This is a genomic window from Enterobacter cloacae complex sp. P6RS, assembly GCF_014982245.1.
Taxonomy (GTDB): domain Bacteria; phylum Pseudomonadota; class Gammaproteobacteria; order Enterobacterales; family Enterobacteriaceae; genus Enterobacter; species Enterobacter bugandensis.
In genome coordinates, this window is the sequence record NZ_JADCLB010000036.1 from 1 (window position 1) to 24,307 (window position 24,307).

Below are 24,307 nucleotides of genomic sequence, written 5' to 3' on the forward strand. Positions count from 1 at the left end.
AAGTGAAACGCCGTAGCGCCGATGGTAGTGTGGGGTCTCCCCATGTGAGAGTAGGGAACTGCCAGGCATCAATTAAGAAGAACCCCGTACCGTAAGGTGCGGGGTTTTTTGCTTTGTGCGCCGGAAAATACCGGGTGGCGGCTTCGCCTTATCCGGCCTACAGGTTTTGCAGGCCCGGTAAGCGCAGCGCCACCGGGAAATGCTAACCGCACGATCTTACCGGGAAGAGATACAGGGGTATAAATAATGTAAGGTTTTGATAAACGCAGAAAAGCAAAAACCCAGCCATAGGCTGGGTTCTTTAAATAGTGGTGCCCGGACTCGGAATCGAACCAAGGACACGGGGATTTTCAATCCCCTGCTCTACCGACTGAGCTATCCGGGCAACGGAGCGCATTAAACCGCAATCGCGCCTTATCGTCAACATTATTTCAGGAAAAGCTGTTCAACTGCTTAAGTTTGCGGCAATCTGTACGTTTTCACCGTGAAAATGCACAAATCTTCCAGACAATACCGGGCCGTGCGGCAATGCTGATGACAACAGGAGGGCAGTATGGCAAACGACTGGCTTGAGCTCCGTCAGCATGCGGATACCGGCATTGAAACGATTAAAGCGCACTTCGAAGGCCATGCCTTCGATCCCCACTGGCACGATAGTTATCTGGTCGGGATTACCCTTTCAGGCACCCAGCAGTTCCACTGTCGTCGCGAACGCCACCGCAGCCATCCTGGTGATGCGTTCTTACTGGAGCCGGGTGAAATTCACGATGGCGACGCGCCTGTGGAAGGAGGCTTTACCTATCTCACCTTCTATCTTGACGAGCAGTGGCTGACGCGTACCCTCCGGGGATTATATGAGGCCACGCCGGATCGCTACTCGCTTCACTTTGCTCAAACGCTAACGCGAGAACCTCAGCTGGTCCGTTCTATCGGCGAGACATTTAACGCGTTGCATAGCGATGAGATGAAAATTGTTCAGCAGAGTACAATGGATAAGCTGCTCTCTCAGATCACCTCCCATTGCCACTGGCGTAAGAAACTCCCGTCGCAGCTACAGAGCGCTGCCGTGGCGCACCGCGCACGCGACTATCTTTATGCGCATATCGGCGAGAACGTGGGGTTGTCAGACCTTGCGCGCGAGACGGGCACGGATCGCTTTACGCTGACGCGCTGCTTTAAGCGCGAGTTCAACCTGGCACCGCACGCCTGGCTTATTCAGCTGCGTCTGGCAAAGGCGCGACAGCTGCTGGCGCACGGCGAACAGCCTGTTAATGTGGCTACAGCGCTCGGTTTTGCCGACCAAAGCCATCTGGGACGCTGGTTCCAGCGTGCATACCGCATTTCCCCTGCCCACTACCGCCGGTTGTGCACAAACCTTCCAGACGTTTCCAGAAAATAGCGGCACAGTAATGGCTCTAATAAAAAAGGAGCCATCTGTGAGTCTGATGCCTTATCTGCTGTTTGCCTTTGTCGCGTCGATAACGCCCGGCCCGACGAATATCCTCGTTCTCACTAACAGCCAGCACTTTGGTGTGAAAAATACCATTCCCGCCATTTTGGGGGGATGTATTACGGCGAGTCTGATTGTGCTGATATCGGGTGCCGGCGCCGGGGAGGTGCTGCGTCAGTTTCCTCTGATACGCCAGGCAATGAGTTGGGCGGGCGTGCTGTGGCTAACCTGGATGAGCTGGCAACTGTATCGGGCGCCTGCGGCGAATCTTTCTGAGAAGACGCCTCATCGCTTCACCGCGCAAGCCGCAGCGCTGCTGCAGATGGTGAATCCGAAAACGTGGATGATGGCGCTGGCAGTAGTGAGTCTTTTTGCTCCCGCGAGCATTCATCCGTTAAGAGATATTGCGCTGATGGCGCTATGGTTCTTACTGATTTCTGTGATGTGCCTGATGTGCTGGGCGTGGCTGGGGAAGGCGGTAAACCGGGTGTTTCGCACCACCGTAGCGATGGTGCGGTTTCAGCGCCTGATGGCGCTATGTCTGCTCGTCTCCGCCTGGGCGGGCATGCTGGTCTAGGTTAACGCCCCGCCCATACGACACTGGGCAAAGCGCAGAATGTCTTCCGCCAGGCGGTGCGCCGTATCCACATCGGCCTGGCTACGGTTCACCAGCATGCGGCTCAGGCAACCCTCCAGTACGAGCTCCATCTGCTTAGCGACCATTGCCGGGTCATCCACTTCAAGCGTTGTCAGCAGTTCATGGGTGAAGTCATGCGCCGCACGTTTTTGCTGATCCGCCAGCTGGTGTATTGGATGGCCAGGATCGGGATAAAACGTACAGGCAGCAATAAACAGGCAGCCGGGATAACGATTGTTGCTGACGCACTCTGTCAGGGCGGTGTAGCGCGCTAACAGTTTTTGCTCGGCGGTCAGCTCTTCATTCAACATTAGCTGCCTGCGCCAGATATCCACCTGCTGGCTAAGATAGCGTAGGGCATCATAAAGCAGCGCCTCTTTATCCGGCCAGAAGCGCTTAAGCTCATCCAGAGGGTAATCGATACGGTCGGCTACCATCTCAAGCGTGGTGCTGGCGATCCCTTGAATCTCAAGTAGTTGCAGGGCTTGTCCCAGTACGTCTTCGCGTTGCACGGTTATCTCCTCCGCTATTCCCAACGGTATGTCCCGTCTAAAGTGTTGTTTACGGTTGGCGATTGCGCAAATGCGCGCTGAATGCCGTTGCGTCCATAAACCCGGTTACACGCTGTTCAGGCAGCTCTTCCCCCTGCTCATTGAAGAACAGAATGGTTGGCAGCCCGAGTACGGTAAGGTGTTTAAGCAGGGCCTTATCCTGCGCATTGTTGGCTGTGACGTTTGCCTGAAGGAGTACCGTCTCTTTCAGGGCATTTTGCACCTGAGGATCGCTAAAGGTGTATTTTTCAAACTCTTTGCAGGCAACACACCAGTCGGCATAGAGGTCGAGCATCACCGGTTTGCCTTTTGCCTGCGCCAGCGCGCTGTTGAGCTCATCGACGTTCTTAACGTGTATAAAGTTTAAATGTGCCTGCGTCTGGCCCACAGGCGAGCCGAACGCCCAATCCTGAAGCGGGCGCACGCTCACCAACGCGGCGGCGAGCAGGAGAATTTGCACCAGACGCATCCACGCTTTTTTTGCCCCCAGGCTGACGATAAACGCCCAGGAGAAGAACGCCACGCCGAGCATGGCCCACAGGCGCAAACCCCACGCGTCACCCATGATGCGCTCCAGCAGGAACACCGGGAGCGCCAGGATGACAAAGCCGAACGCGGTTTTCACCGTCTCCATCCACGGGCCACTCTTCGGCAGCAGGCGGTTGCCAAACACCGTCACCAGAATCAGCGGCAGGCCCATCCCCAGCGCGTAAAGATACAGCGTACCCCCGCCGAGCCACATATTACCGCTCTGGGCGATGTACAGCAGGATAGCGCTCAGCGGCGCGGTGGTGCAGGGGGAGCAAATCAACCCGGCGATGGCACCCATTGCGAACACACCGCCCGCAGAGCCACCCTGCTGGCGATTGCTCATCAGCGTTAAGCGGGTTTGCAGCGAAGAGGGCAGCTGAAGCGTGAACAGGCCAAACATCGACAGCGCAAGCAGAATAAATACGGCTGACAGGCCGATTAGCACGTAAGGGTGCTGAAGCGCTGCCTGGAACTGCAGTCCGGCCGCGGCGACCACGAGGCCGAGCGCGGTATAGGTGAGCGCCATGCCCTGCACATAAATAAAGGCCAGGAGCAGCGCCCGGGCGGTAGAAAGGCGCTGTTTGCCGCCCAGTACAATCCCGGAGATAAGCGGGTACATCGGCAGGACACAAGGGGTAAAGGCAATGCCGATACCAATCAGTAAGGCCCAAAGTGCTGAGAACGGCAGATCGGAAGCAGCTTTGGCTTCGCCTTCATCCCTCACCCTGTCCCTCTCGCCTGAGGGGAGAGGGGAGGCAGCCGCTTTAACTTCAGTAAGCGGAACGACCTTCGTTTCAGGGGGGTAGCAGAAGCCCGCGTCGGCACAGCCCTGATACGTAACCGTCAGCGTGGCATCTTTATCCGCCTGATTCACCGTGACGGGCACGCTTAAGCGCTGGCGATAAATTTCACTTTTACCGTAGAACTCGTCCTCATGCCATTCGCCAGCGGGCATCTGCAATGCGCCAACGTTAGCCTTTGCCGGCGTGATGCTGACCTGCTTGCGGTAGAGGTAGTAACCCTCTTTCACCTGCCAGGTCAGATTGAGATCGTGCTGGTTTTGCTGAAAGTCGAAAATGAACGCCTGGTCGGCGGGAATAAAGTTCGAACGGCCGGGCGCGTCAAACAAACCGGCAAATACTGACGTGCTGCACAGCAGCAGGATCAGCGTAAAGAAGCGTTGAGCCATGAGAGATAGTCGTTATCGCCGTGGACCACTGGCAGCACCAGCAGCTCCGGGGTTTGATAAGGATGATGAGACTTGAGGCAGTCAAGGAGCGCCTGCTGATTCGCCAGATTGGTTTTGAGCAACATCTGGACTTCATACTCCTGCTCCAGCTTGCCTTCCCAGTAATAAAGGGAGGTCGCGCCGGGGAGCAGCGTGACGCAGGCTGCCAGTTTTTCGGCCAGCGCTTTGGCGGCGAGATCCTGGGCAGAGGCTTCATCAGGGGCGGTACAAAGTACGACAACAGCATCAGGCGTGTTCACAAGTCGACCTCCTCATCACGAAAGTCTTCACTATATCACGCCATGCGATTGGTCATTAATGAAACGGGCCGCAGAGCGGCCCGATTTTAACTATTTTTACAACGGCTAACCGTTTACAGCACAATGCCACCGATGATAAAGCCGAGGACGACGCAAAGCGTAATCGCCACCACGCCCGGGATCAGGAACGCGTGGTTAAACACGTACTTACCGATGCGGGTTGAGCCGGTGTCATCCATCTCAACCGCGGCCAGCAGGGTTGGGTAGGTTGGTAGCACGAACAGGGCGGAAACGGCCGCAAAAGAGGCAATCGCCGTCAGCGGCGTCACGCCCAGCATCAGTGCCGCAGGCATCAGCGCTTTGGTGGTGGCAGCCTGAGAGTAAAGCAGCGTCGCGGCAAAGAACAGTACCACCGCCAGCAGCCACGGGTAGTTGTGCAGCAGGTCGCCGGCAACGGTCTGGATGTCGCTGATGTGCGCTTTCACAAAGGTGTCACCGAGCCACGCCACGCCCAGTACGCACACGCAGGCGCTCATACCGGATTTGAAGGTGCTGGCGTTCAGCACTTCGCTGGTGTCGATTTTACAGGTGATGCTAATCAGCGTGGCGATGGTCAGCATGAATACCACAATCGCTTCGTTACGCGGCAGCACCGGGTTCTGGATCAGCCCCACGGTGTCGCTGATGGCGGTCGCGTAGAACATCACGGCGACGATACCGATCAGGAACAGCAGCACGGAGCGTTTCGCGTGCGGCTTCAGCTCGAATACCTGGCTACCGCGCAGGCTCACTTCACCTTTTGCCAGACGCTCCTGGTAAACCGGATCGTCTTTCAGCTCGGCACCGAGGAAGTTACACAGCACGGCGGTAATCATCACCGCAATCAGCGTGACTGGAATACAGATCGCCAGCAGCGTCAGGTAGCTCACGCCCATCGGCTCAAGGATACCTGCGAAGAAGACTACGGCGGCTGAGATTGGCGACGCGGTGATCGCAATCTGCGACGCCACCACGGCAATAGAAAGCGGACGAGACGGGCGAATCCCCTGTTCTTTTGCCACCTCGGTGATCACCGGCAGCGTGGAGAACGCCGTGTGGCCGGTTCCCGCGAGAATGGTCATAAACCAGGTCACCAGCGGGGCAAGGAAGGTGATGTATTTCGGATGGCGGCGCAGCATGCGCTCCGCCAGGCTCACCAGGTAGTCCATACCGCCCGCCACCTGCATGGCCGCAATAGCGGCAATAACCGCCATGATGATTTCGATAACGTCAAAAGGAATTGCGCCGGGTTTAATCTGAAAGATAAGGGTAAGTACGAGCACCCCGAGACCGCCGGCAAAACCAATGCCGATACCCCCGAGCCGCGCGCCCAAATAAATCGCCAACAGGACGATGACGAGTTCTGCTCCAAACATAAAGACCTGCCTTGCTTATTAACAAGTTGATATTGAATTGTTGTATTTAGGTAACGCCTAAAAAGAAAAAAGGCACGTCACAAGTGACGTGCCTTTCGGAAGCCTAGCCTGAACTGTTACTGTTCGCTTTCATCGGTATATCGTTTCGCTTTATATGCCGGATGCATCAGGTTCTGGGCCGAGAAGATATCGTCCAGCTCGGCTTCGGTCAACAGTCCACGCTCCAGCACGACTTCACGCACGCTCTTACCGGTTTCGGCGCAAATCTTACCAACGATGTCACCGTTGTGGTGGCCGATGAACGGGTTGAGGTAAGTAACGATCCCGATGGAGTTATAAACATAGCCTTCACAGACTTCTTTATTCGCGGTGATGCCGTTAATGCATTTTTCCAGCAGGTTGTAGCAGGCGTTAGTCAGGATGTGAATGGATTCAAACATAGCCTGGCCAATCACCGGCTCCATCACGTTCAGCTGCAGCTGACCGGCTTCTGAAGCCATGGTCACGGTGGTGTCGTTACCGATGACTTTAAAGCAAACCTGGTTCACCACTTCTGGCACTACCGGGTTAACTTTGGCTGGCATAATGGAAGAACCCGCCTGCAACTCTGGCAGGTTGATTTCGTTCAGGCCAGCGCGCGGGCCGGAGGAGAGCAGGCGCAGGTCATTACAGATTTTGGACAGTTTCACCGCCAGACGTTTCAGGGCGCTGTGTACCATTACGTACGCGCCGCAGTCGGATGTGGCTTCAATCAGGTCTTCCGCAGGCACCACCGGCAGGTTAGACACTTCCGCCAGCTTCTGAACCGCCAGCTGTTGATAGCCATCCGGGGTGTTCAGACGCGTACCGATGGCGGTTGCGCCCAGGTTCACTTCCAGCAGCAGCTCGGAGGTGCGCAGCAGGTTTTTGGTCTCTTCGTTAAGCAGCACGTTAAACGCATGGAATTCCTGACCGAGGGTCATTGGCACCGCGTCTTGCAGCTGGGTACGGCCCATTTTCAGAATGTCCTGGAACTCAACGGCCTTACGCTGGAAGCCATCGCCCAGTTGGTTGATCGCGTCGACCAGTTTGACCACGGAGGCATACACCGCGATACGGAAGCCGGTTGGGTAGGCGTCGTTGGTGGACTGGCATTTGTTAACGTGGTCGTTCGGGTTGAGGTACTGGTATTCACCTTTCTGGTGGCCCATCAGCTCAAGGCCGATGTTTGCCAGTACTTCGTTGGTATTCATGTTGACGGAGGTACCCGCGCCGCCCTGATAGACGTCAACCGGGAACTGGTCCATGCATTTGCCGTTGTTCAGCACTTCATCGCAGGCAGCGATAATCGCATTTGCCGCGCTTTTAGGAATGGTTTGCAGCTCTTTGTTCGCCAGCGCTGCGGCTTTCTTCACCATCACCATGCCACGGACAAACTCAGGGATATCGCTGATTTTGCTGTTGCTGATGTAGAAGTTTTCAATCGCTCTCAGAGTGTGAACACCATAGTAGGCATCCGCTGGAACTTCCCTGGTACCCAACAAGTCTTCTTCGATACGAATGTTGTTTAACATGTGAACCTTCTTTTCAAGCTGCCGATGGATTGTACTAAACACACAACATATATGTGGTTTTGAATATTTTCTGACCGACGATTATTCCCTCAATCGGCCAGATGTTCGAGATCATATGCTGATGATAGCGAATTGCCGTAAGCTGGATCACTTATTATCGACCCGATTCCATGATAATTATTAATCTGTGAAATGTGTCACCGCTTTAATATTTCCGAAAAAAATATCCGTGCAAACCGATTGAATTTTGGCTAACCGTCTCCATCTCTTACAGACGCGTGACGCGAACACATTCAGACAGGGGCCAGATGGCACCTGCCACACAGGAGATGCCAGTGCGCTGGATACCGTTTATTGCTTTCTTTCTCTATGTTTACATTGAGATTTCTATTTTCATTCAGGTAGCTCACGTGCTGGGCGTCCTGCTGACGCTGATTCTGGTGATCTTCACCTCCGTCATCGGCATGTCGCTGGTGCGTAATCAGGGTTTCAAAAATTTCCTGATAATGCAGCAGAAGATGGCCGCAAACGAAAGCCCGGCAGAAGAGATGATCAAAAGCGTGTCGCTGATTATTGCTGGCCTGCTGCTGATCCTGCCGGGGTTCTTCACCGACTTCCTCGGCCTGCTGTTGCTGTTGCCGCCCGTACAGAAGCACCTGACCATGAAGCTGCTGCCGCACCTGCGCTTCAGCCGCATGCCGGGCGGCGGGTTCAGCACAGGGCCAGGCGATACCTTCGAAGGGGAGTATCAGCGCAAGGATGAACAGCGCGACCGTTTAGACCATAAAGACGATCGATAATTTTTTTGCCCGGTGGCTTCGCTTACCGGGCCTACGGATTTTTCCGCTTCGGTAAAAACGCCCACAGCCCCGCCAGCATGACGATGGCATACACACTCTTCCATCCCACCATCGCCAGCAACAGCAGGCACAGCACGCCCCCGACGACCGCCAGAGCTTTATAGCGACCTTTCAGCAGACGACAGCCAGCCAGCATGCACAGCAGGTAGATCATGATGAAAATACCGTTGGCGTAGATAATTAGAGCATCGAGGTTGATGTCGAGAAGATAAATACCCAGCGAGCTCAGGACGCAGCAGCCCAGCACGGCATTCAGCGCATTCATAGGGAGTTGACGTTTAGACAACCGCGCGAGGCGGCTCTCAGGTTTGTAGCGCGCCTGTGACCACACCAGACGGGCGAAGCTCTGGATATAAATGTTGAGGCTGGCAAAGCAGGCGAGATAGCCAATCACGCAGGCCACCCATAGCGCCTTCACGCCGAAAAGTTTAACCACGATACCCGGTAGCGATGCGGCGGCGGCTTTATCTTCGCCGAACGCGTTGAAGTGCAGCACCAGCACGGTACAGGCCCAATATACGGTGCCCGCCAGCAGTAAACCAATCATCAGAGCGCGGGGAAAATCACGCTCGGGCTGTTTAAACTCGGATGCCAGGTGAGCGAACGCTTCAAGGCCAACAAAACACCAGAACATGACGGATAACGCAGCGAAAAGCTGTGAATGGTCGATATCGTTTATCGCAGGGAAGGGGATATCTGCTACGGTAATGTTACCCGCAAACCAGATGGCGACGATCAGCACGACGATCAACGCTGCAACCAGCGTTTGCAGATTCGCGCTTGAACTGGCTCCGCGCGAGCCCACCCACCAGACGATCGCCAGCGTACCCAGTTCAGCCAGCAGCAGTTGCTCATCGTGCCAGCCAAACAGCGCCTGTCCAAAGCCGGTGGCGATATGCAGGGCTGCCGGAAGGCCAACGGGTATTACCGACAAAAACAGCCAGCCGGTTACGCGCTCCATGCGCGGACCAAACGCCATGCCGACAAAATGCGCCACGCCGCCCGCGCTGGGGAAGTGCCGCCCGAGTATGGCAAACACAATCGCCACCGGGAACACCAGCAGGATCAGCACCGGCCATGCCCAAAGACTGTTATTTCCGGCGACCAGTGCCGCCAGTGCCGGTACGGCAAACACGCCGGTACCTAACAAGGAGGTTGAAAGCAGGCCAACGCCCTGCGCCAGCCCCAGCTCCTGCCTGAGTCCACTCATTTACCTTGCCCTGCCACCATCAAAAGAGAGTGGATGGTAACACTTTCGCAAATTTTTTTTCGATTCCCCCCTTGAAGGGGTAAAAAGCTATCCCCATCTCTCAGGGCACTAGTCGGAAAACCGCATGCGGGCCGGCGTCATCCATAACTGATAATGACTTTCTCAAAGGAGAGCTATCAATGAGTATTCGTCCGTTACATGATCGTGTGATCGTCAAACGTAAAGAAGTTGAAACCAAGTCTGCTGGCGGCATCGTTCTGACCGGTTCTGCAGCAGCCAAATCAACGCGTGGCGAAATCATCGCTGTCGGTAAGGGCCGCATCCTGGAAAACGGAACTGTGCAGCCGCTGGACGTTAAAGTTGGTGACATCGTAATTTTCAACGATGGCTACGGCGTGAAATCCGAGAAGATCGACAATGAAGAAGTGTTGATCATGTCCGAGAGCGACATTCTGGCAATTGTTGAAGCGTAATTTACGCACGAGAATTTGAGGAAATAAGAACATGGCAGCTAAAGACGTAAAATTCGGTAACGACGCTCGTGTAAAAATGCTCCGCGGCGTAAACGTACTGGCAGATGCAGTTAAAGTGACCCTGGGCCCGAAAGGCCGTAACGTAGTGCTGGATAAATCCTTCGGCGCGCCAACCATCACCAAAGATGGTGTTTCCGTTGCACGTGAAATCGAACTGGAAGACAAGTTCGAAAACATGGGCGCGCAGATGGTGAAAGAAGTTGCCTCTAAAGCGAACGACGCTGCAGGCGACGGTACCACCACCGCGACCGTACTGGCGCAGGCTATCATCACTGAAGGCCTGAAAGCCGTTGCTGCGGGCATGAACCCAATGGATCTGAAACGTGGTATCGACAAAGCTGTCGCATCCGCTGTTGAAGAACTGAAAGCGCTGTCCGTACCGTGCTCTGACTCTAAAGCCATTGCTCAGGTTGGTACTATCTCCGCTAACTCCGACGAAACCGTAGGTAAACTGATCGCTGAAGCGATGGATAAAGTCGGTAAAGAAGGCGTGATCACCGTTGAAGACGGTACCGGTCTGGAAGACGAACTGGACGTGGTTGAAGGTATGCAGTTCGACCGCGGTTACCTGTCCCCATACTTCATCAACAAGCCAGAAACTGGCGCTGTTGAGCTGGAAAGCCCGTTCATCCTGCTGGCTGACAAGAAAATCTCCAACATCCGCGAAATGCTGCCAGTGCTGGAAGCCGTTGCGAAAGCAGGCAAGCCGCTGGTTATCATCGCTGAAGATGTTGAAGGCGAAGCGCTGGCGACCCTGGTGGTTAACACCATGCGCGGCATCGTGAAAGTGGCTGCGGTTAAAGCACCTGGCTTCGGCGATCGCCGTAAAGCAATGCTGCAGGATATCGCTACCCTGACCGGTGGTACCGTGATCTCCGAAGAGATCGGTATGGAGCTGGAAAAAGCGACCCTGGAAGACCTGGGCCAGGCGAAACGCGTTGTGATCAACAAAGACACCACCACCATCATCGACGGTGTGGGTGAAGAAGCCGCTATTCAGGGCCGTGTTGGTCAGATCCGTAAGCAGATCGAAGAAGCCACTTCCGATTACGACCGTGAAAAACTGCAGGAGCGCGTAGCGAAACTGGCTGGCGGCGTTGCGGTAATCAAAGTCGGTGCGGCGACCGAAGTTGAAATGAAAGAGAAGAAAGCACGCGTTGACGATGCCCTGCACGCGACCCGTGCTGCGGTAGAAGAAGGCGTAGTTGCTGGTGGTGGTGTCGCGCTGGTACGTGTAGCCGCTAAGCTGGCTGGCCTGACCGCTCAGAACGAAGACCAGAACGTGGGTATTAAAGTTGCGCTGCGCGCAATGGAAGCTCCTCTGCGTCAGATCGTGTCCAACGCCGGTGAAGAGCCGTCTGTGGTTGCGAACAACGTGAAAGCGGGTGAAGGTAACTACGGTTACAACGCGGCAACTGAAGAATACGGCAACATGATCGACTTCGGTATCCTGGACCCAACTAAAGTGACCCGTTCAGCTCTGCAGTACGCGGCATCTGTAGCTGGCCTGATGATCACGACCGAGTGCATGGTAACCGACCTGCCAAAAGGCGACGCGCCTGACTTAGGTGCTGCTGGTATGGGCGGCATGGGTGGAATGGGCGGCATGATGTAATCATGTTGTTCTGAACCTCTCAGAACGAACCCCGGGCAGAAATGTCCGGGGTTTTTTATTGCCGCTACTCAAATGTTCCCTTCACGCATGCTACGCCTTCGCACACCATCTGGCGGCCTTTCGCCCAGACCTCGCGGATCTTCAGGTCATCCGTCAGCACCAGGAAATCGGCATCGCATCCGGGCGCGAGCCGCCCCTTATGCTCCAGCCCGAGAAACTCCGCTACGTTACGCGTAAACGGCAGAAGCGCCTCCTCCAGCGGCAGGTGATACCGGCTGACCAGTTGCTGCAGCGTCTGAGGCAGAGATTCGAACCCGGCTACGCCAATGCCCACCAGATTACCGTTCGCGTCAAAATTCGGTTGGCTGCCGTTACCGTCCGAACTGAGCGTAAGCCGGTTAAACGGTACCTGCGCTTCACGGGCCGTCGCGATGGCGGTGGCGGCATCAATGGGCTCACTGATGCTGGTGGTGATGTCGATATAGCCCCCATCGCGGGCATAATCCAGCGCGGCGAGGAACAGCGCCTGGTCGCGGTTAACGTGGGTTGGCAGCAGCTTCGTGCGGGGCACGTCGGCATTATTCAGGATGTTAAGCAGGGGCTCCAGCAGCTTCGGGCTGTTGCCGAGGTGAAACACGGATATGCCCGCTTTAGCGCCCAGCAGCCCGCCGACGCGCGACTGGGCGGCCATATTCGCGAGCTGGTCATCCGCTGGTGCGGAAGAGCGATGGTCGGAAATCGCGCATTTCACGCCGATGATTTTATCAATCAGCGCCACATCCTTTTCGATGCTGCCGGTAATTGTCGGAGAAGGCAGCCCGTATGCGCCTGTCAGCATCCACGCGCTGATCCCTTCATGCTCAAGCGCCCGCGTTTTTGCCAGCAGAGATTCGGGATGGCGGGTCACGCCGTCGGTACCCAGCAGGCCAACAACGGAGGTGATGCCCGCCGCCACCAGCGCGGACAACCGTACCTCCGGCGTCCGGGTGTGCGGACCGGCTTCACCGCCGCCGCCGATCAGGTGTACGTGCTGATCGATAAAGCCTGGACAAACCACCGCCCCGGCGAGATCGGTTTCAGGACAGTTAAGCCGCATTGCTGCGCGATCCATTTTTTCAATCGCGACGATTTTTCCCCCGGCGATCAGCAGATCGCAACGTCCCCGATCCTCCGGCGCGTAAAGGTGCACATTGCGGAAAAGATGGGGTTCCAGCACTGAAAAATCCATTTTTATCTCCTCAGAAGAGTAGCTGCATTACCCACATTGAGAGTAGGGCGTTAATGACGCAGACGGTAATTATGTGTGGATAATACTTCGGGTTAACGCCTGCGGTGCCCAGGCAGCGGCCGGTGTTTTGCACCGGATTGCCCATCAGATAGATGGCGGGCAGCAGAACGGTGGCATCGTGGCCGTTGAGCGTGCCGGCAGCCACCAGGCTGGCGCAAACCCCCACGCCGCCGCCCATACTCATCACCGAGGCCAGCAGGACCGTTGCCGCCGCGCCCGGAAGCCCCCACAGGGCCATAATTGGCTCGCAAATATTGCCAACAATATCCAGCTGGCCGGTCACCTTGAGCGCCTGAATGATGACAAACGCCATAACCACGTTCGGCAGCAGGCTGGTAGTGGCGATGGTAAAGCCTCGGCGGGCGCCATCGATAAACATGTCCATGATATTTTTACGCGGCTGGGCGATCATTTTTTTCCTCCTGAATACGACGATCTTCCATGTGAGCGATCCACAGACGCAGGAGGTTCGCGCCAACAAATTTAAACATCAGTATGACGGCCAGCGGCGTGATTACCGGGACGGTAATAAACGTGAAGAGTGCGGCGCCGGAAGAAAAATAGTTGGTAATGATGGCGCTACCGCTGGTCTGGAAGGTGGCGAAAATGGCGCGCTCGCGATCGGTAATAGCCCCTTCGTCGGTCAACTCTTTGGTCATCCCTGCTGCGGCATCGGTATTTTGCAGGTTGGCGATGAGGGCCAGAGAGCAGACGCCCGGTACGCCAAGCAGCGGGCGCAAAATGGGCGTCATCAGCTGTTGCGCGGCACGCAGCCCGCCCAGCCCCTCGGTGACGGCAATGATCCCGAGCGATAAAATGACCGAAGGCGCCAGTTCAAGGGCAAACAAGAAACCGTCTTTCGCCCCCGTGCCGCCCTCACCGCGAAACGTGAGCGCGCCGTTCACCGGACCGAAGCTGCCGTTTAGGACGGTAAAATCCAGCACGCGCCACCATTCGGTACTTTTGGCGAAAAAGCCTGAGAAAAATACGATGGTGAGCACAAACGCCAGATAGCCCACCCATGTTACCTTTTCCTCTCCTGAGGATGATGCACTCATGAAACCCCCTGTTTTAATCGCGTACAAAAGTTGTACGTCGCAACACTAAAAACGATCGAGGGCTAAAACACGATATCCCAAAGGGCATTATCAGAATTCATTTAAGATGTCGGAGGAGTGATGTACGGAATCCGGCTCGCAGAAATGCGCGGGGATTTTTCTTTTAGTCATCTTTTAGGTATAAGATTTACACACGGACAATTACTGTCCAGCTTATTGAAAACGAGGAATAACATGCGCGTAAAAGTCTGTGCAGGGATCGTAGGAGCAGCGTTGCTGCTGGCGGGTTGTAGCTCCAGCAATGAACTGTCGGCAGCGGGCCAGGGCGTTCGCTTTGTGGAAGATAAGCCAGGCAGCGAATGCCAGCTGTTAGGCACGGCCACCGGTGAACAAAGTAACTGGATGTCGGGTCAGCACGGTGAAGAAGGCGGCTCTATGCGCGGCGCGGCGAATGCCCTGCGTAACCAGGCTGCTGCAATGGGGGGGAACGTGATTTACGGCGTGAGCAGCCCGACGCAAGGAATGCTCTCCAGCTTCGTGCCAACGGCCAGCCAGATGAGCGGCCAGGTCTATAAGTGCCCGAACTGAGTTTACTTGCTGATGGCGCTGCGCCCCACCTCGTAGGGCAGGTAAGCGTAGCGCCACCTGCCTTTTAGCGCTGCCGCAGTTGCAAATCCAGCGGTGTCTTACTCGGCTCTCCGCCAATCTCGCGTGCCAGCTTCGGCACCATATAACCTGAAACCAGCGTTAACAGCTCGCGCATAATTTGTCGGGCTTCCTCATCCGTCACCATGAAATGCGCCGCGCCCTGCACGCGATCCAGTACGTGCAGGTAATAGGGCATCACGCCTGCGTCAAACAAGGCATTGCTGAGATCGGCCAGCACCCGGGCGCTGTCGTTCACGCCGCGCAACAACACGCTCTGGTTGAGCAGCGTCACGCCCGCCTTACGCAGACGCGCCATCGCCGCGCGAAATTCATCGTCGATCTCGTTCGCGTGGTTGATATGGTTTACCAGCAGCACCTGTAGACGTGACTGCTCCAGGCGCGTGACCAGGGCGTCGGTAATACGCGCCGGGATGACGATCGGTAAACGGCTGTGAATGCGCAGACGCTTAATGTGCGGGATGGCTTCAAGCTGCGTCAAAAGCCAGTCCAGTTCATGATCTTTTGCCATCAGCGGGTCACCGCCGGAAAAAATAATCTCATCCAGCTCTGGATGGGCGGCGATATAGTCCAGCGCAACCTGCCAGTTGCGCTTATTTCCCTGGTTTTCGGCATACGGGAAGTGCCGACGGAAGCAGTAACGACAATTTACCGCACAGCCGCCTTTTACCAGCAGCAGGGCGCGATTGAGATATTTGTGCAGTAAACCCGGCACCACGCTGTTTTGCTCTTCCAGCGGATCGGTGCTGTAGCCCGGTGCTGTAATAAACTCATCCTGCGACGTAAAGGTTTGTTTTAATAAAGGATCGTCAGGGTTGCCTTTTTCCATGCGCGCAACAAACGCGCGGGGAACACGCAGGGCGAAAAGTCGCTTTGCCTCACGGCCAGCAAGCAACTCCGGATGCTGATCGAGGTCTAAAAGACGCAGCAATTCATCAGGACTGGTGATTACATCGGCAAGTTGCGATAACCAATCTTCTCTGGATGGGGTGTTTAGGGTTACAATATGCGCCATTTTGTGGCTTAGCTACCAGTTAACAAATTTAGAGGGCCTTATGGCAACGTACTATAGCAACGATTTTCGTGCTGGTCTTAAAATCATGATGGACGGCGAACCGTACGCGGTTGAAGCCAGCGAATTCGTTAAACCAGGTAAAGGTCAGGCATTCGCACGCGTTAAGCTGCGCCGCCTGCTGACCGGCACCCGTGTTGAGAAAACCTTCAAATCTACTGACTCCGCTGAAGGCGCTGATGTTGTCGATATGAACCTGACTTACCTGTACAACGACGGTGAGTTCTGGCACTTCATGAACAACGAAACCTTCGAGCAGCTGTCTGCTGACGCGAAAGCGATTGGCGATAACGCGAAGTGGCTGCTGGATCAGGCTGAGTGCATCGTGACCCTGTGGAACGGCCAGCCTATCGCCGTTACCCCACCAAACTTTGTTGAGCTGGAAATCGTTGAAACCGATCCAGGTCTGAAAGGTGACACCGCGGGTACTGGCGGCAAGCCAGCAACGCTCTCCACCGGCGCTGTGGTGAAAGTACCGCTGTTCGTACAGATCGGTGAAGTGATCAAAGTGGATACTCGCTCCGGCGAATACGTATCCCGCGTGAAGTAATTTACGTCATGATTCGAGGCGCAGCGCCCGCTGCGCCTGATTTTTGCAGGCAGGGATGATGAAACGTACCGTTAAAATTCTGCTTCTGTTAGCGCTCTCCAGCGTACTGCTTTCCGGCTGTAACACCGCCCGTGGCATGGGGGAAGATATCCAGGACCTCGGTCATATCATTTCTCACGCAGCCAGCTAAGTCCGTCTAATTTTCCTAAAATTGCTTCCTTTTCCGTCAATCGGCGGGATCTTGTCTATTCTTAAGTTGCTATACACAAAACAACTTTGGCTATAAAAGGAAGATATTATGGTTAAGAAAACAATTGCAGCGATCTTTTCTGTCCTCGTGCTTTCCTCCGTGTTGACTGCATGTAATACCACCCGCGGCGTAGGGGAAGATATCTCCGACGGTGGTAACGCGATTTCTGGTGCAGCAACTAAAGCTCAGAACTAATGAAGCATGGACGGTACGGCACGTGAGTTTCACCGTACCGTCAATTCTCTGCTTCCTGCAGGGATAAAAACGGTGAAAAGCGTGTATCCATATGCAGCTTCATGCGGATATTGCGTTTATAGGTATAAACCGTTTTTCCGTTAATGCTCAGGTGAGCGGCTATCTTTTGGTTGCTCGCGCCGTCCATCCATAACGTCAACACTTTCTCCTCCTGTCGTGTCAGCAAGGGGGCGGCCACCGTCGGGCGGTACGTGCTTGCGCGCGAAATTAACGCGTCATTGATAACCGTCGCGATTTCCTCAAGAGGGGCATTTTTCATTAGCGAAGACCAGACCGGGAAGTTCCCGAGCCAGGTCGCCAGGTCCTTGTCCTCTCCCGATTGCAGCATAATAAAAGGTAATTTTTCGCTGGCGTTCAGCAAGGAAGAGAGTTGCTGGAAATGGTGAATATCCTGCCTGAAACCATGCAGGTCAGCGATGACCAGCTCAGGTTTCCATTGCAGAATGTGCTCCCTGGCGAGGAATAGATTGTTCAGCCCGGTCACAACGTAGTGCCCCGGGAACAAACCGGAATGATTGAGCCATGCTTCAAACCCGGTGCGGGTGAAGTGACAACGGTCAATCAAAAGAATCTTGAACATATTTTATTCGCAGTCGGCTAGTGGTTTGGCTTCCTGCCATCAGAAAGCACATCATCATAGAGAAGTCCGATGAGCTATAAATGCCTGAACTCCGCGCCATACTGCGGCTATTTCTGGGCTTAACGCGTTCATCAGAAAATGATTGAAAAAAAATCGCACGCTAACCAAAATATGGGGTGTTATCTGCCTTGCGGGACGACCCGTAAGCGCTTCCTTCATCGGGGACGGCCCCAACTGTTTTTAAGTTAAGGAGCCCGAGATGTCCTGGATTATTCTCTTTATTGCTGGTCTGCTCGAAGTGGTATGGGCGATTGGTCTCAAGTACACCCACGGATTTACCCGCCTGACGCCCAGCGTTATTACCGTTACGGCGATGATCGTGAGCATTGTTCTGCTATCGTGGGCAATGCGTTCTCTGCCCGTGGGAACGGCCTATGCCGTCTGGACGGGGATCGGTGCCGTAGGCGCGGCGATTACCGGCATTCTGCTGCTGGGTGAGTCAGCGAGCCTGGCGCGCATCGCCAGCCTCGCTCTGATTGTTGCCGGTATCATTGGGCTGAAGCTCAGCACCCATTAACGGGGCTGTTTTACCCAGATGAGTTTCGACACATCAAACCCCTGTCGGGTCGCGACGTCCAGCATCTGCTGTTTCATTTCTGACGAAATAGTTGGCGTGCGGGAAAGTATCCACAGATAGTCGCGATCCGGCCCGCAGACCAGCGCGTGACGGTACTCTCTGTCGAGCGCTATCACGTTATAGCCACCATAAAACGGGCCGAAGAAAGAGACTTTGAGCGCGGCCCGTCGCGGGTCGCCAGTGAAATAGGCTTTCCCGACCGACTGCTGCCACATCTCCCGATCGGGATTATAGCCCCGGTTGATCACCTGAATACCGCCATCATCCATTGGGCTGTAATTTGCAGTAACCTTCTCTAAGCCCTGCTCAAACCGATGGTCGAGGCGCGCGATTTCATACCATGTTCCAAGGAAGCGTTGTGCATCAAAAGGCGTGACGACGGTAACGCCAGGAGGTGGGGTAGGGGAACTGCAGGCCACCACTAAAAACGCGGCTGTCACCGCGGCGATAACAGGCAAAATGCGCATAGGAGTTTCCTTACTGTTTTTTGTTAAGTGTAGATGACGGCAAGGAAAATGTGGTTTTTGTGCGGTGTGTTTCGCCGGGTAAGCGCAGCGCTACCCGGCAATGTTTTACTGCAGCGCGTCGAGGATACGGTATGCCGCCTCAACTCGCGCCGGGTTCGGATAGCTTTTATTCGCCAGCATCACAATGCCGAGCTGCTTTTCAGGAATAAAGGCCACGTAGCTGCCAAACCCGCCGGTGGAGCCCGTTTTGTGCACCCATGAGGCCTTAACCGGGGGAACGGGTGGACTCACTTCTCTCGCAGGCAACGGTGCCAGCGCCACCTTGTTATCACTGCCTCCGACGACGGTTTTGGCATCGACCGGCCAGTTAAGCATCTCCCAACCTAACCCCTGATACATGGCACCCACGCGCCAGTAGCGAGACTGCGCCAGCGTAATGCCTTGCTTCAGGGACGTATCCTGCAGCGCGTCAGGGGCCATATTGGCCATCACCCAGCTCGCCATATCCTGCACGTTGGTTTTCACGCCATATGCCTCTGCGTCCAGCATGCCCGGTGAAACGTGGACCGCTTTACCGTCACGATATCCCCAGGCGTAATGCGTCTCCTCCGCTTTCGGAACGTTAATCCAGGTATGATCCAGCTTGAGCGGCTTAAAGACCCGCGTCGTCATGGCCTGCTCATAGTTCATGCCGGAAGGTTTGACCGCCAGCGCGCCAAAAAGACCGATGCTGGAGTTGGCGTAAAGACGCGTTGTGCCCGGCTTCCACTGAGGCTGCCAGTTTTGATAGAAGCGCAGCAGGGATGCGTTATCTGTGACCTCATCGGGCACCTGTAAAGGCAGGCCACCGGCGGTGTAGGTTGCCAGATCCAGCATGCGAATCCCTTGCCACTGCTTGCCGGTCAGATCAGGCCAATATTTGGTTACCGGATCGCCCAGCGAAATTTCGCCGCGGGCAATAGCATCGCCCCCCAGCACGCCGGTGAAGGTTTTACTTATAGAGCCCAGCTCGAACAGGGTTTGCGGGGTGACGGGTTTGTTCGCCGCGATATCGGCCTTTCCAAAGGTAAAGTAGTGTGGCTGGCCCTGATAAATCACGGCCACCGCCATGCCTGGAATACCCTGCGCTTTCATCAGGGGCGTAACGTTACGTTCTACCACGTCAGCCAGCTGTTTTTCCGACATCGGCGCGGCGAGTACAGAGCAGGATGTGCTGAGCAGCAGGGCGCAGCAAAGGAATTTTTTCATCATCAATTATCTTCCATAATAGCAGGTCAAGGGAGTGTCCGGGCCCGGCAGACCGCTGTAGTCTGTTGGATTTGACTATGGCTGACAAACGGTTAAATTTAGCATGAGCTGTTAATTTTTCTAACGGATGGAACAATGACCCGCAGCTATCTTCCGCTTAATTCGCTTCGCGCCTTCGAAGCGGCCGCCCGGCACCTCAGTTTTACGCATGCCGCGATAGAGCTGAACGTCACCCATTCCGCCATCAGCCAGCACGTTAAGGCGCTGGAGCAGCATCTGAATTGCCAGCTGTTTGTCCGCGTCTCGCGCGGCCTGATGCTGACAACCGAGGGGGAAAATCTGCTGCCGGTGCTGAATGATTCATTCGATCGTATCGCCGGAATGCTGGATCGCTTTGCCAGCCAGCGCGCTCAGGAGAAGCTAAAAATTGGCGTAGTAGGGACTTTCGCCACGGGTATCCTGTTCTCTCATCTCGCGGACTTTCGCCGCTGTTATCCGCATATCGATCTTCACCTTTCCACCCATAACAACCGCGTCGATCCGGCTGCTGAAGGGCTTGATTATACGATCCGCTACGGCGGTGGGGCGTGGCACGGCACCGAGGCGCAATTCCTGTGCCCTGCGCCGCTGGCGCCGCTTTGCTCGCCCGAAATCGCCGCCGTGCTCCAGTCTCCGGCCGACATCCTGAAGTTTACCCTGCTGCGCTCTTACCGACGCGACGAATGGTCGGCGTGGATGCAGGCGGCAGGCGAGCATCCTCCGTCGCCAACGCACCGGGTGATGGTGTTTGATTCGTCTGTCACCATGCTGGAAGCCGCACAGGCAGGTATGGGCATTGCCATTGCGCCTGTCGATATGTTTACCCATTTGCTGAACAGCGAGCGCATCGTGCAGCCGTTTACAACGCAAATTGATCTGGGCAGTTACTGGTTAACGAGACTGCAGTCGCGGGCTGAAACGTCCGCAATGCGTGAATTTGCCCAATGGCTGGTAGGAAAGATGCAGAAATAAAAGGCCCGCCGGATGGCGGGCCAGAAGCGTCAGATAGTGACCACGGCAATCAGCGTCACCACGGTCAGGATGGTTGCCAGCCCGTAGAACACCCATTTACCGCTCGGCACATGGATTTTCAGGTCATGCATCGCATGGTGAATGCGGTGCAGGCCGCACCACAGCGGCAGGACGATCATCAGGAAGATGAACACGCGGCCAATAAAGCTGCTCGCAAACGCCAGCACACGCTCGTAGCTCAGCGCATCGCCCGGGAACAGCCCCAGCGGCAGCATAATGCCGACCAGCAGGATGATCACCGGGGCGATGATGGCACTCCACATGCCGCCTGCGCCAAACAGGCCCCAGAAGACCGGCTCGTCTGAACGTTTTGGATTTTGATTGATCACAGTAGTCTCCTTACCAGAACAGTGCGACAAACAGAATGACAACCGTGACCAGGATCGTCACTGCCCATAGCCCTTTAATGACTGGCTCCGGCCCCATTTTTTCGTCTTTAATGATGATGTTTGCCGCTTTTGGCGCCAGTTCAAACCAGGTTTTGGTATGAAGTAGCGCCGCCGCGAGCGCGATCAGGTTCAGAACCACGATGATTGGGTTTTGCAGGAAACCGACAAAGTTCGCCCAGGTTTCCGGCCCGTGTTTAAGGGCAAAAACGCCATACATTAACTCAAGGCTGAACCAGACCGCCGGTACCGCCGTGCCTTCACGCAGCATATAGAAGCGATAAAACGGCAGGTTTTTCCACCAGGTGGACGGCACAGGCCGCACGTAGGCTTTGCGTTTAGTCGTCATCATGCACTCCTTAGCGTGGTTTCAGGGTAGCGATAAGAAAGTCTTTCGAGCTTTCCACTTTACCCTGCTGAATTGCGGCGGCCGGGTCGACGTGCTTCGGACAGACTTCGGAGCAGTAGCCCACAAACGTACAGGTCCAGACGCCGTTCTGGCCGTTTAGCTGCGCCATACGTTCTTTTTTGCCGTGGTCGCGGCTGTCTTCGTTATAGCGGTGCGCCAGGGTAATGGCGGCCGGGCCGATGAACTCCGGGTTCAGGCCAAACTGAGGACAGGCGGCGTAACACAGGCCGCAGTTGATGCAGCCGGAGAACTGATGGTATTTCGCCATCTGAGCCGGCGTCTGGGTGTTCGGACCCTGGTCCGGCGTGCGCGGGTTGCCGATGATGTACGGCTTAATCGCTTCCAGGCTTTCGATAAAGTGGGTCATATCGACCACCAGATCGCGCTCGATTGGGAAGTTGCCCAGCGCTTCAACCTTAATGCCCTTGGTGTAGTCACGCAGGAAGGTTTTACAGGCCAGCTTCGGTACCTTGTTGACCATCATGCCGCAGGAGCCGCAGATCGCCATGCGGCAGGACCAGCGGTAGCTCAGGTCCGGCGCCAGGTTGTCTTTGATATAGCCGAGCGCATCCAGGAGGGAGGTTTGCTCGTCATAAGGCACTTCGTAGAAAGCGCTGTGGGGGGCGGTATCCACTTCCGGGTTGTAGCGCACCACTTCAACTTTCAATTTTTGCATCTCAGCCATTCGCCTTCTCCTTCTTCTCGGCGGCTTCTGCTTCTGCGCCATACACGCGTTTAGCCGGTGGCAGCGTGGTGATTTTCACGTCGCTGTAGTCCAGACGCGTGGTGCCATCCGCATCGCGCCAGGCGAGAGTGTGTTTCAGGAAATTGACGTCGTCACGTTCGGTGCAGCCTTCGTCCAGACGCTGGTGGGCGCCGCGAGACTCTTTACGCGCCAGCGCAGAGTGCGCCATACATTCCGCGACGTTCAGGCCGTGGCCAAGCTCAATGGTATAGAGCAGGTCGGTGTTGAAGACGCTGGAGGTATCGGTGATGCGCACGCGCTTGAAGCGCTCCTGAAGCTCCGCCAGCTTGTCGACGGTTTTCTGCATCAGTTCCGGCGTACGGTAGATACCGCAGCCTTCTTCCATCGACAGGCCCATCTCGTCGCGGATCTTCGACCAGTTCTCGTTGCCTTCCTGGTTCACCAGATCCTTCAGGCGTTTTTCAACGTCTGTGACCTGCGCATCCAGCGCCGCACCGTTTGCTTCGCCTGCGGTCGCCGCACGCTCCATAGCGCGCTCGCCCGCCATGCGGCCAAAGACGACCAGCTCTGCCAGTGAGTTAGAGCCCAGACGGTTGGCACCGTGCAGGCCGACGGAGGAACACTCGCCCACCGCGAAAAGCCCTTTAATGCGGGTTTCACACTGCTGGTCGGTTTCAATCCCACCCATGGTGTAGTGCGCGGTTGGGCGTACCGGTATCGGCTCTTTCACCGGGTCGACGCCCACGTAGGCTTTTGCCAGTTCGCAGATAAACGGCAGACGCTCCAGCAGTTTCTTCTCGCCCAGGTGACGCAGGTCGAGATAGACCACGTCGCCGCGTGGCGTTGAGATGGTGTTGCCCTTGCGCCACTCGTGCCAGAAGGCCTGAGAAACTTTGTCGCGCGGGCCGAGCTCCATGTATTTGTTTTTCGGCTCGCCGAGCGGGGTTTCCGGGCCCATGCCGTAATCCTGCAGATAGCGGTAGCCGTTTTTGTTGACCAGAATACCGCCTTCACCGCGGCAGCCTTCCGTCATCAAAATGCCGGAGCCCGGCAGGCCGGTTGGGTGATACTGCACAAACTCCATATCGCGCAGCGGCACGCCGTGGCTCAGCGCCATGCCCATCCCGTCGCCGGTGACGATGCCGCCGTTGGTGTTGTAGCGATAGACGCGTCCCGCACCGCCCGTTGCCATCACCACCGCATTGGCGCGGATCTGGACGAGCGTGCCTTCCATCATATTCATCGCCACCAGGCCACGCGCATGACCGTCGTCGACCAGAATGTCGAGGACAAAATGTTCATCGAAGCGCTGAATTTGTGGGAACTGAAGGGAGGTCTGGAAGAGGGTGTGCAGCATGTGGAAGCCGGTCTTATCGGCGGCGAACCAGGTGCGTTCGATCTTCATGCCACCGAAGCGGCGGACGTTGACGCTGCCGTCCGGACGGCGGCTCCACGGGCATCCCCATTGTTCCAGTTGGGTCATCTCCGTTGGGCAATGGTGCACGAAGTAGTCAACGACATCCTGTTCGCAAAGCCAGTCGCCCCCTGCAACCGTGTCGTGGAAATGGTATTCGAAGCTGTCATGATCCTGCGCGACGGCGGCGGATCCTCCTTCTGCTGCCACTGTGTGGCTGCGCATCGGATAGACTTTTGAAATCAATGCGATTTTAGCGTTCGGGTTGGCTTGTGCCGCAGCAATTGCAGCGCGTAATCCAGCCCCGCCAGCGCCTATTACGGCAAGATCGGCTTGAAAAGTTTGCACGACATTCCTCCAGATTTTTGTTTTCCCGCAATGCGATGAACTAAAGGACGTTCACCTGC

General features: G+C 55.8%; 28 protein-coding genes and 1 tRNA gene. 11 read left to right on the plus strand and 18 right to left on the minus strand.

Going from position 1 to position 24,307, the window contains the following annotated elements; genetic code table 11:
- Positions 1-309: 309 nt before the first annotated feature.
- Positions 310-385 (minus strand) — tRNA-Phe (locus INF73_RS20845).
- 168 nt (positions 386-553) lie between these two features.
- On the opposite strand from INF73_RS20845, the gene INF73_RS20850 reads away from it, so the two are divergent.
- Positions 554-1,399, plus strand: coding sequence for an AraC family transcriptional regulator (locus INF73_RS20850; RefSeq protein ID WP_041911503.1), 846 nt, complete (start codon positions 554-556; stop codon positions 1,397-1,399).
- A gap of 37 nt (positions 1,400-1,436) precedes the next feature.
- On the plus strand, positions 1,437-2,027 hold the full coding sequence (locus INF73_RS20855) for a LysE family translocator (RefSeq protein WP_045261289.1): 591 nt from the start codon (positions 1,437-1,439) through the stop codon (positions 2,025-2,027).
- Here INF73_RS20855 and INF73_RS20860 read toward each other — a convergent pair.
- From INF73_RS20860 to aspA, 5 genes are all read right to left on the minus strand, one after another.
- Positions 2,024-2,599, minus strand: coding sequence for a transcriptional regulator (locus INF73_RS20860; RefSeq protein ID WP_028015225.1), 576 nt, complete (start codon positions 2,597-2,599; stop codon positions 2,024-2,026). The genes INF73_RS20855 and INF73_RS20860 overlap by 4 nt on opposite strands.
- Before the next feature lie 49 nt (positions 2,600-2,648).
- Entirely contained in the window at positions 2,649-4,358 is a 1,710-nt protein-coding gene (locus INF73_RS20865; protein WP_126817985.1) for a protein-disulfide reductase DsbD, read from the minus strand.
- Positions 4,334-4,657: a divalent cation tolerance protein CutA gene (gene cutA, locus INF73_RS20870; RefSeq protein WP_028015227.1), complete on the minus strand. Its 324-nt coding sequence runs from the start codon at positions 4,655-4,657 to the stop codon at positions 4,334-4,336. The genes INF73_RS20865 and cutA overlap by 25 nt, the downstream gene beginning before the upstream one ends.
- 113 nt (positions 4,658-4,770) lie before the next feature.
- Complete coding sequence (locus INF73_RS20875; RefSeq protein ID WP_008502949.1) at positions 4,771-6,072, minus strand: anaerobic C4-dicarboxylate transporter; 1,302 nt, start codon at positions 6,070-6,072, stop codon at positions 4,771-4,773.
- A 116-nt stretch (positions 6,073-6,188) separates the two neighbouring features.
- Positions 6,189-7,625 carry an aspartate ammonia-lyase gene (gene aspA, locus INF73_RS20880; RefSeq protein WP_003855923.1) on the minus strand — a complete coding sequence of 479 codons (1,437 nt, stop codon included), beginning with the start codon at positions 7,623-7,625 and terminating at the stop codon, positions 6,189-6,191.
- A gap of 335 nt (positions 7,626-7,960) precedes the next feature.
- On the opposite strand from aspA, the gene INF73_RS20885 reads away from it, so the two are divergent.
- On the plus strand, positions 7,961-8,425 hold the full coding sequence (locus INF73_RS20885) for an FxsA family protein (protein WP_193542289.1): 465 nt from the start codon (positions 7,961-7,963) through the stop codon (positions 8,423-8,425).
- Between the two features lie 31 nt (positions 8,426-8,456).
- Here the strand turns inward: INF73_RS20885 and yjeH are convergent, their stop codons facing one another.
- The gene (gene yjeH / locus INF73_RS20890) at positions 8,457-9,695 is read right to left on the minus strand and encodes an L-methionine/branched-chain amino acid transporter (protein WP_028015229.1); all 1,239 of its coding nucleotides are present in this window, start codon (positions 9,693-9,695) and stop codon (positions 8,457-8,459) included.
- Between the two features lie 179 nt (positions 9,696-9,874).
- Here yjeH and INF73_RS20895 point away from each other — a divergent pair, with 179 nt between their 5' ends.
- A complete protein-coding gene (locus INF73_RS20895) occupies positions 9,875-10,168 on the plus strand; it encodes a co-chaperone GroES (protein ID WP_003855929.1) in 294 nt (97 codons plus the stop codon).
- A 31-nt stretch (positions 10,169-10,199) separates the two neighbouring features.
- Positions 10,200-11,843: a chaperonin GroEL gene (groL, locus tag INF73_RS20900; RefSeq protein ID WP_023310114.1), complete on the plus strand. Its 1,644-nt coding sequence runs from the start codon at positions 10,200-10,202 to the stop codon at positions 11,841-11,843.
- Positions 11,844-11,907: 64 nt separating this feature from the next.
- Here the strand turns inward: groL and iadA are convergent, their stop codons facing one another.
- From iadA to INF73_RS20915, 3 genes are read right to left on the minus strand one after another with little or no spacing between them, the layout of a single operon-like run.
- Positions 11,908-13,071, minus strand: a complete 1,164-nt coding sequence (gene iadA, locus INF73_RS20905; protein WP_193542287.1) for a beta-aspartyl-peptidase — start codon at positions 13,069-13,071, stop codon at positions 11,908-11,910.
- Between the two features lie 10 nt (positions 13,072-13,081).
- Positions 13,082-13,543: a YjiG family protein gene (locus INF73_RS20910; RefSeq protein WP_193542285.1), complete on the minus strand. Its 462-nt coding sequence runs from the start codon at positions 13,541-13,543 to the stop codon at positions 13,082-13,084.
- Entirely contained in the window at positions 13,524-14,189 is a 666-nt protein-coding gene (locus INF73_RS20915; protein WP_045261285.1) for a nucleoside recognition domain-containing protein, read from the minus strand. Before INF73_RS20915 ends, INF73_RS20910 begins: the two co-directional genes overlap by 20 nt.
- Positions 14,190-14,423: 234 nt before the next feature.
- Between INF73_RS20915 and INF73_RS20920 the strand changes: the two genes are divergently transcribed.
- Positions 14,424-14,777 (plus strand): DUF4156 domain-containing protein, encoded by a 354-nt coding sequence (locus INF73_RS20920; protein ID WP_014882205.1) that lies wholly within the window; start codon positions 14,424-14,426, stop codon positions 14,775-14,777.
- Positions 14,778-14,841: 64 nt separating this feature from the next.
- Here the strand turns inward: INF73_RS20920 and epmB are convergent, their stop codons facing one another.
- Positions 14,842-15,870 carry an EF-P beta-lysylation protein EpmB gene (gene epmB, locus INF73_RS20925; RefSeq protein WP_193542283.1) on the minus strand — a complete coding sequence of 343 codons (1,029 nt, stop codon included), beginning with the start codon at positions 15,868-15,870 and terminating at the stop codon, positions 14,842-14,844.
- 40 nt (positions 15,871-15,910) lie between these two features.
- Here epmB and efp point away from each other — a divergent pair, with 40 nt between their 5' ends.
- The 3 genes from efp (at position 15,911) to ecnB (ending at position 16,922) form a co-directional block, all read left to right on the plus strand.
- Positions 15,911-16,477 (plus strand): elongation factor P, encoded by a 567-nt coding sequence (gene efp / locus INF73_RS20930; protein ID WP_003855940.1) that lies wholly within the window; start codon positions 15,911-15,913, stop codon positions 16,475-16,477.
- Positions 16,478-16,535: 58 nt separating this feature from the next.
- Entirely contained in the window at positions 16,536-16,667 is a 132-nt protein-coding gene (locus INF73_RS20935) for an entericidin A/B family lipoprotein (protein WP_028015234.1), read from the plus strand.
- Positions 16,668-16,775: 108 nt separating this feature from the next.
- The gene (gene ecnB, locus INF73_RS20940; protein ID WP_003855942.1) at positions 16,776-16,922 is read left to right on the plus strand and encodes a lipoprotein toxin entericidin B; all 147 of its coding nucleotides are present in this window, start codon (positions 16,776-16,778) and stop codon (positions 16,920-16,922) included.
- Positions 16,923-16,962: 40 nt separating this feature from the next.
- On the opposite strand, the gene INF73_RS20945 is transcribed toward ecnB, so the two are convergent.
- Complete coding sequence (locus INF73_RS20945) at positions 16,963-17,562, minus strand: LuxR C-terminal-related transcriptional regulator (RefSeq protein WP_041911497.1); 600 nt, start codon at positions 17,560-17,562, stop codon at positions 16,963-16,965.
- A gap of 259 nt (positions 17,563-17,821) precedes the next feature.
- Between INF73_RS20945 and sugE the strand changes: the two genes are divergently transcribed.
- Entirely contained in the window at positions 17,822-18,139 is a 318-nt protein-coding gene (gene sugE / locus INF73_RS20950) for a quaternary ammonium compound efflux SMR transporter SugE (RefSeq protein WP_006178944.1), read from the plus strand.
- On the opposite strand, the gene INF73_RS20955 is transcribed toward sugE, so the two are convergent.
- Together INF73_RS20955 and INF73_RS20960 are read right to left on the minus strand one after the other, a co-directional pair.
- Complete coding sequence (locus INF73_RS20955) at positions 18,136-18,666, minus strand: lipocalin family protein (protein WP_028015236.1); 531 nt, start codon at positions 18,664-18,666, stop codon at positions 18,136-18,138. The two genes, sugE and INF73_RS20955, sit on opposite strands and share 4 nt — an antisense overlap.
- Before the next feature lie 105 nt (positions 18,667-18,771).
- The gene (locus INF73_RS20960) at positions 18,772-19,917 is read right to left on the minus strand and encodes a cephalosporin-hydrolyzing class C beta-lactamase ACT-153 (protein WP_193542281.1); all 1,146 of its coding nucleotides are present in this window, start codon (positions 19,915-19,917) and stop codon (positions 18,772-18,774) included.
- Between the two features lie 132 nt (positions 19,918-20,049).
- Here INF73_RS20960 and ampR point away from each other — a divergent pair, with 132 nt between their 5' ends.
- Positions 20,050-20,925, plus strand: coding sequence for a LysR family transcriptional regulator AmpR (gene ampR, locus INF73_RS20965; RefSeq protein WP_045261281.1), 876 nt, complete (start codon positions 20,050-20,052; stop codon positions 20,923-20,925).
- 29 nt (positions 20,926-20,954) lie between these two features.
- Here the strand turns inward: ampR and frdD are convergent, their stop codons facing one another.
- Genes frdD through frdA form a run of 4 tightly spaced genes read right to left on the minus strand, consistent with a single transcriptional unit; the run spans position 20,955 to position 24,248 of the window.
- Positions 20,955-21,314 carry a fumarate reductase subunit FrdD gene (gene frdD, locus INF73_RS20970; protein WP_193542279.1) on the minus strand — a complete coding sequence of 120 codons (360 nt, stop codon included), beginning with the start codon at positions 21,312-21,314 and terminating at the stop codon, positions 20,955-20,957.
- 10 nt (positions 21,315-21,324) lie between these two features.
- Complete coding sequence (gene frdC / locus INF73_RS20975; protein WP_028015239.1) at positions 21,325-21,720, minus strand: fumarate reductase subunit FrdC; 396 nt, start codon at positions 21,718-21,720, stop codon at positions 21,325-21,327.
- Between the two features lie 10 nt (positions 21,721-21,730).
- Entirely contained in the window at positions 21,731-22,465 is a 735-nt protein-coding gene (locus INF73_RS20980; RefSeq protein WP_041911494.1) for a succinate dehydrogenase/fumarate reductase iron-sulfur subunit, read from the minus strand.
- Positions 22,458-24,248 carry a fumarate reductase (quinol) flavoprotein subunit gene (frdA, locus tag INF73_RS20985; RefSeq protein WP_028015241.1) on the minus strand — a complete coding sequence of 597 codons (1,791 nt, stop codon included), beginning with the start codon at positions 24,246-24,248 and terminating at the stop codon, positions 22,458-22,460. Before frdA ends, INF73_RS20980 begins: the two co-directional genes overlap by 8 nt.
- Between the last annotated feature and the right edge of the window lie 59 nt (positions 24,249-24,307).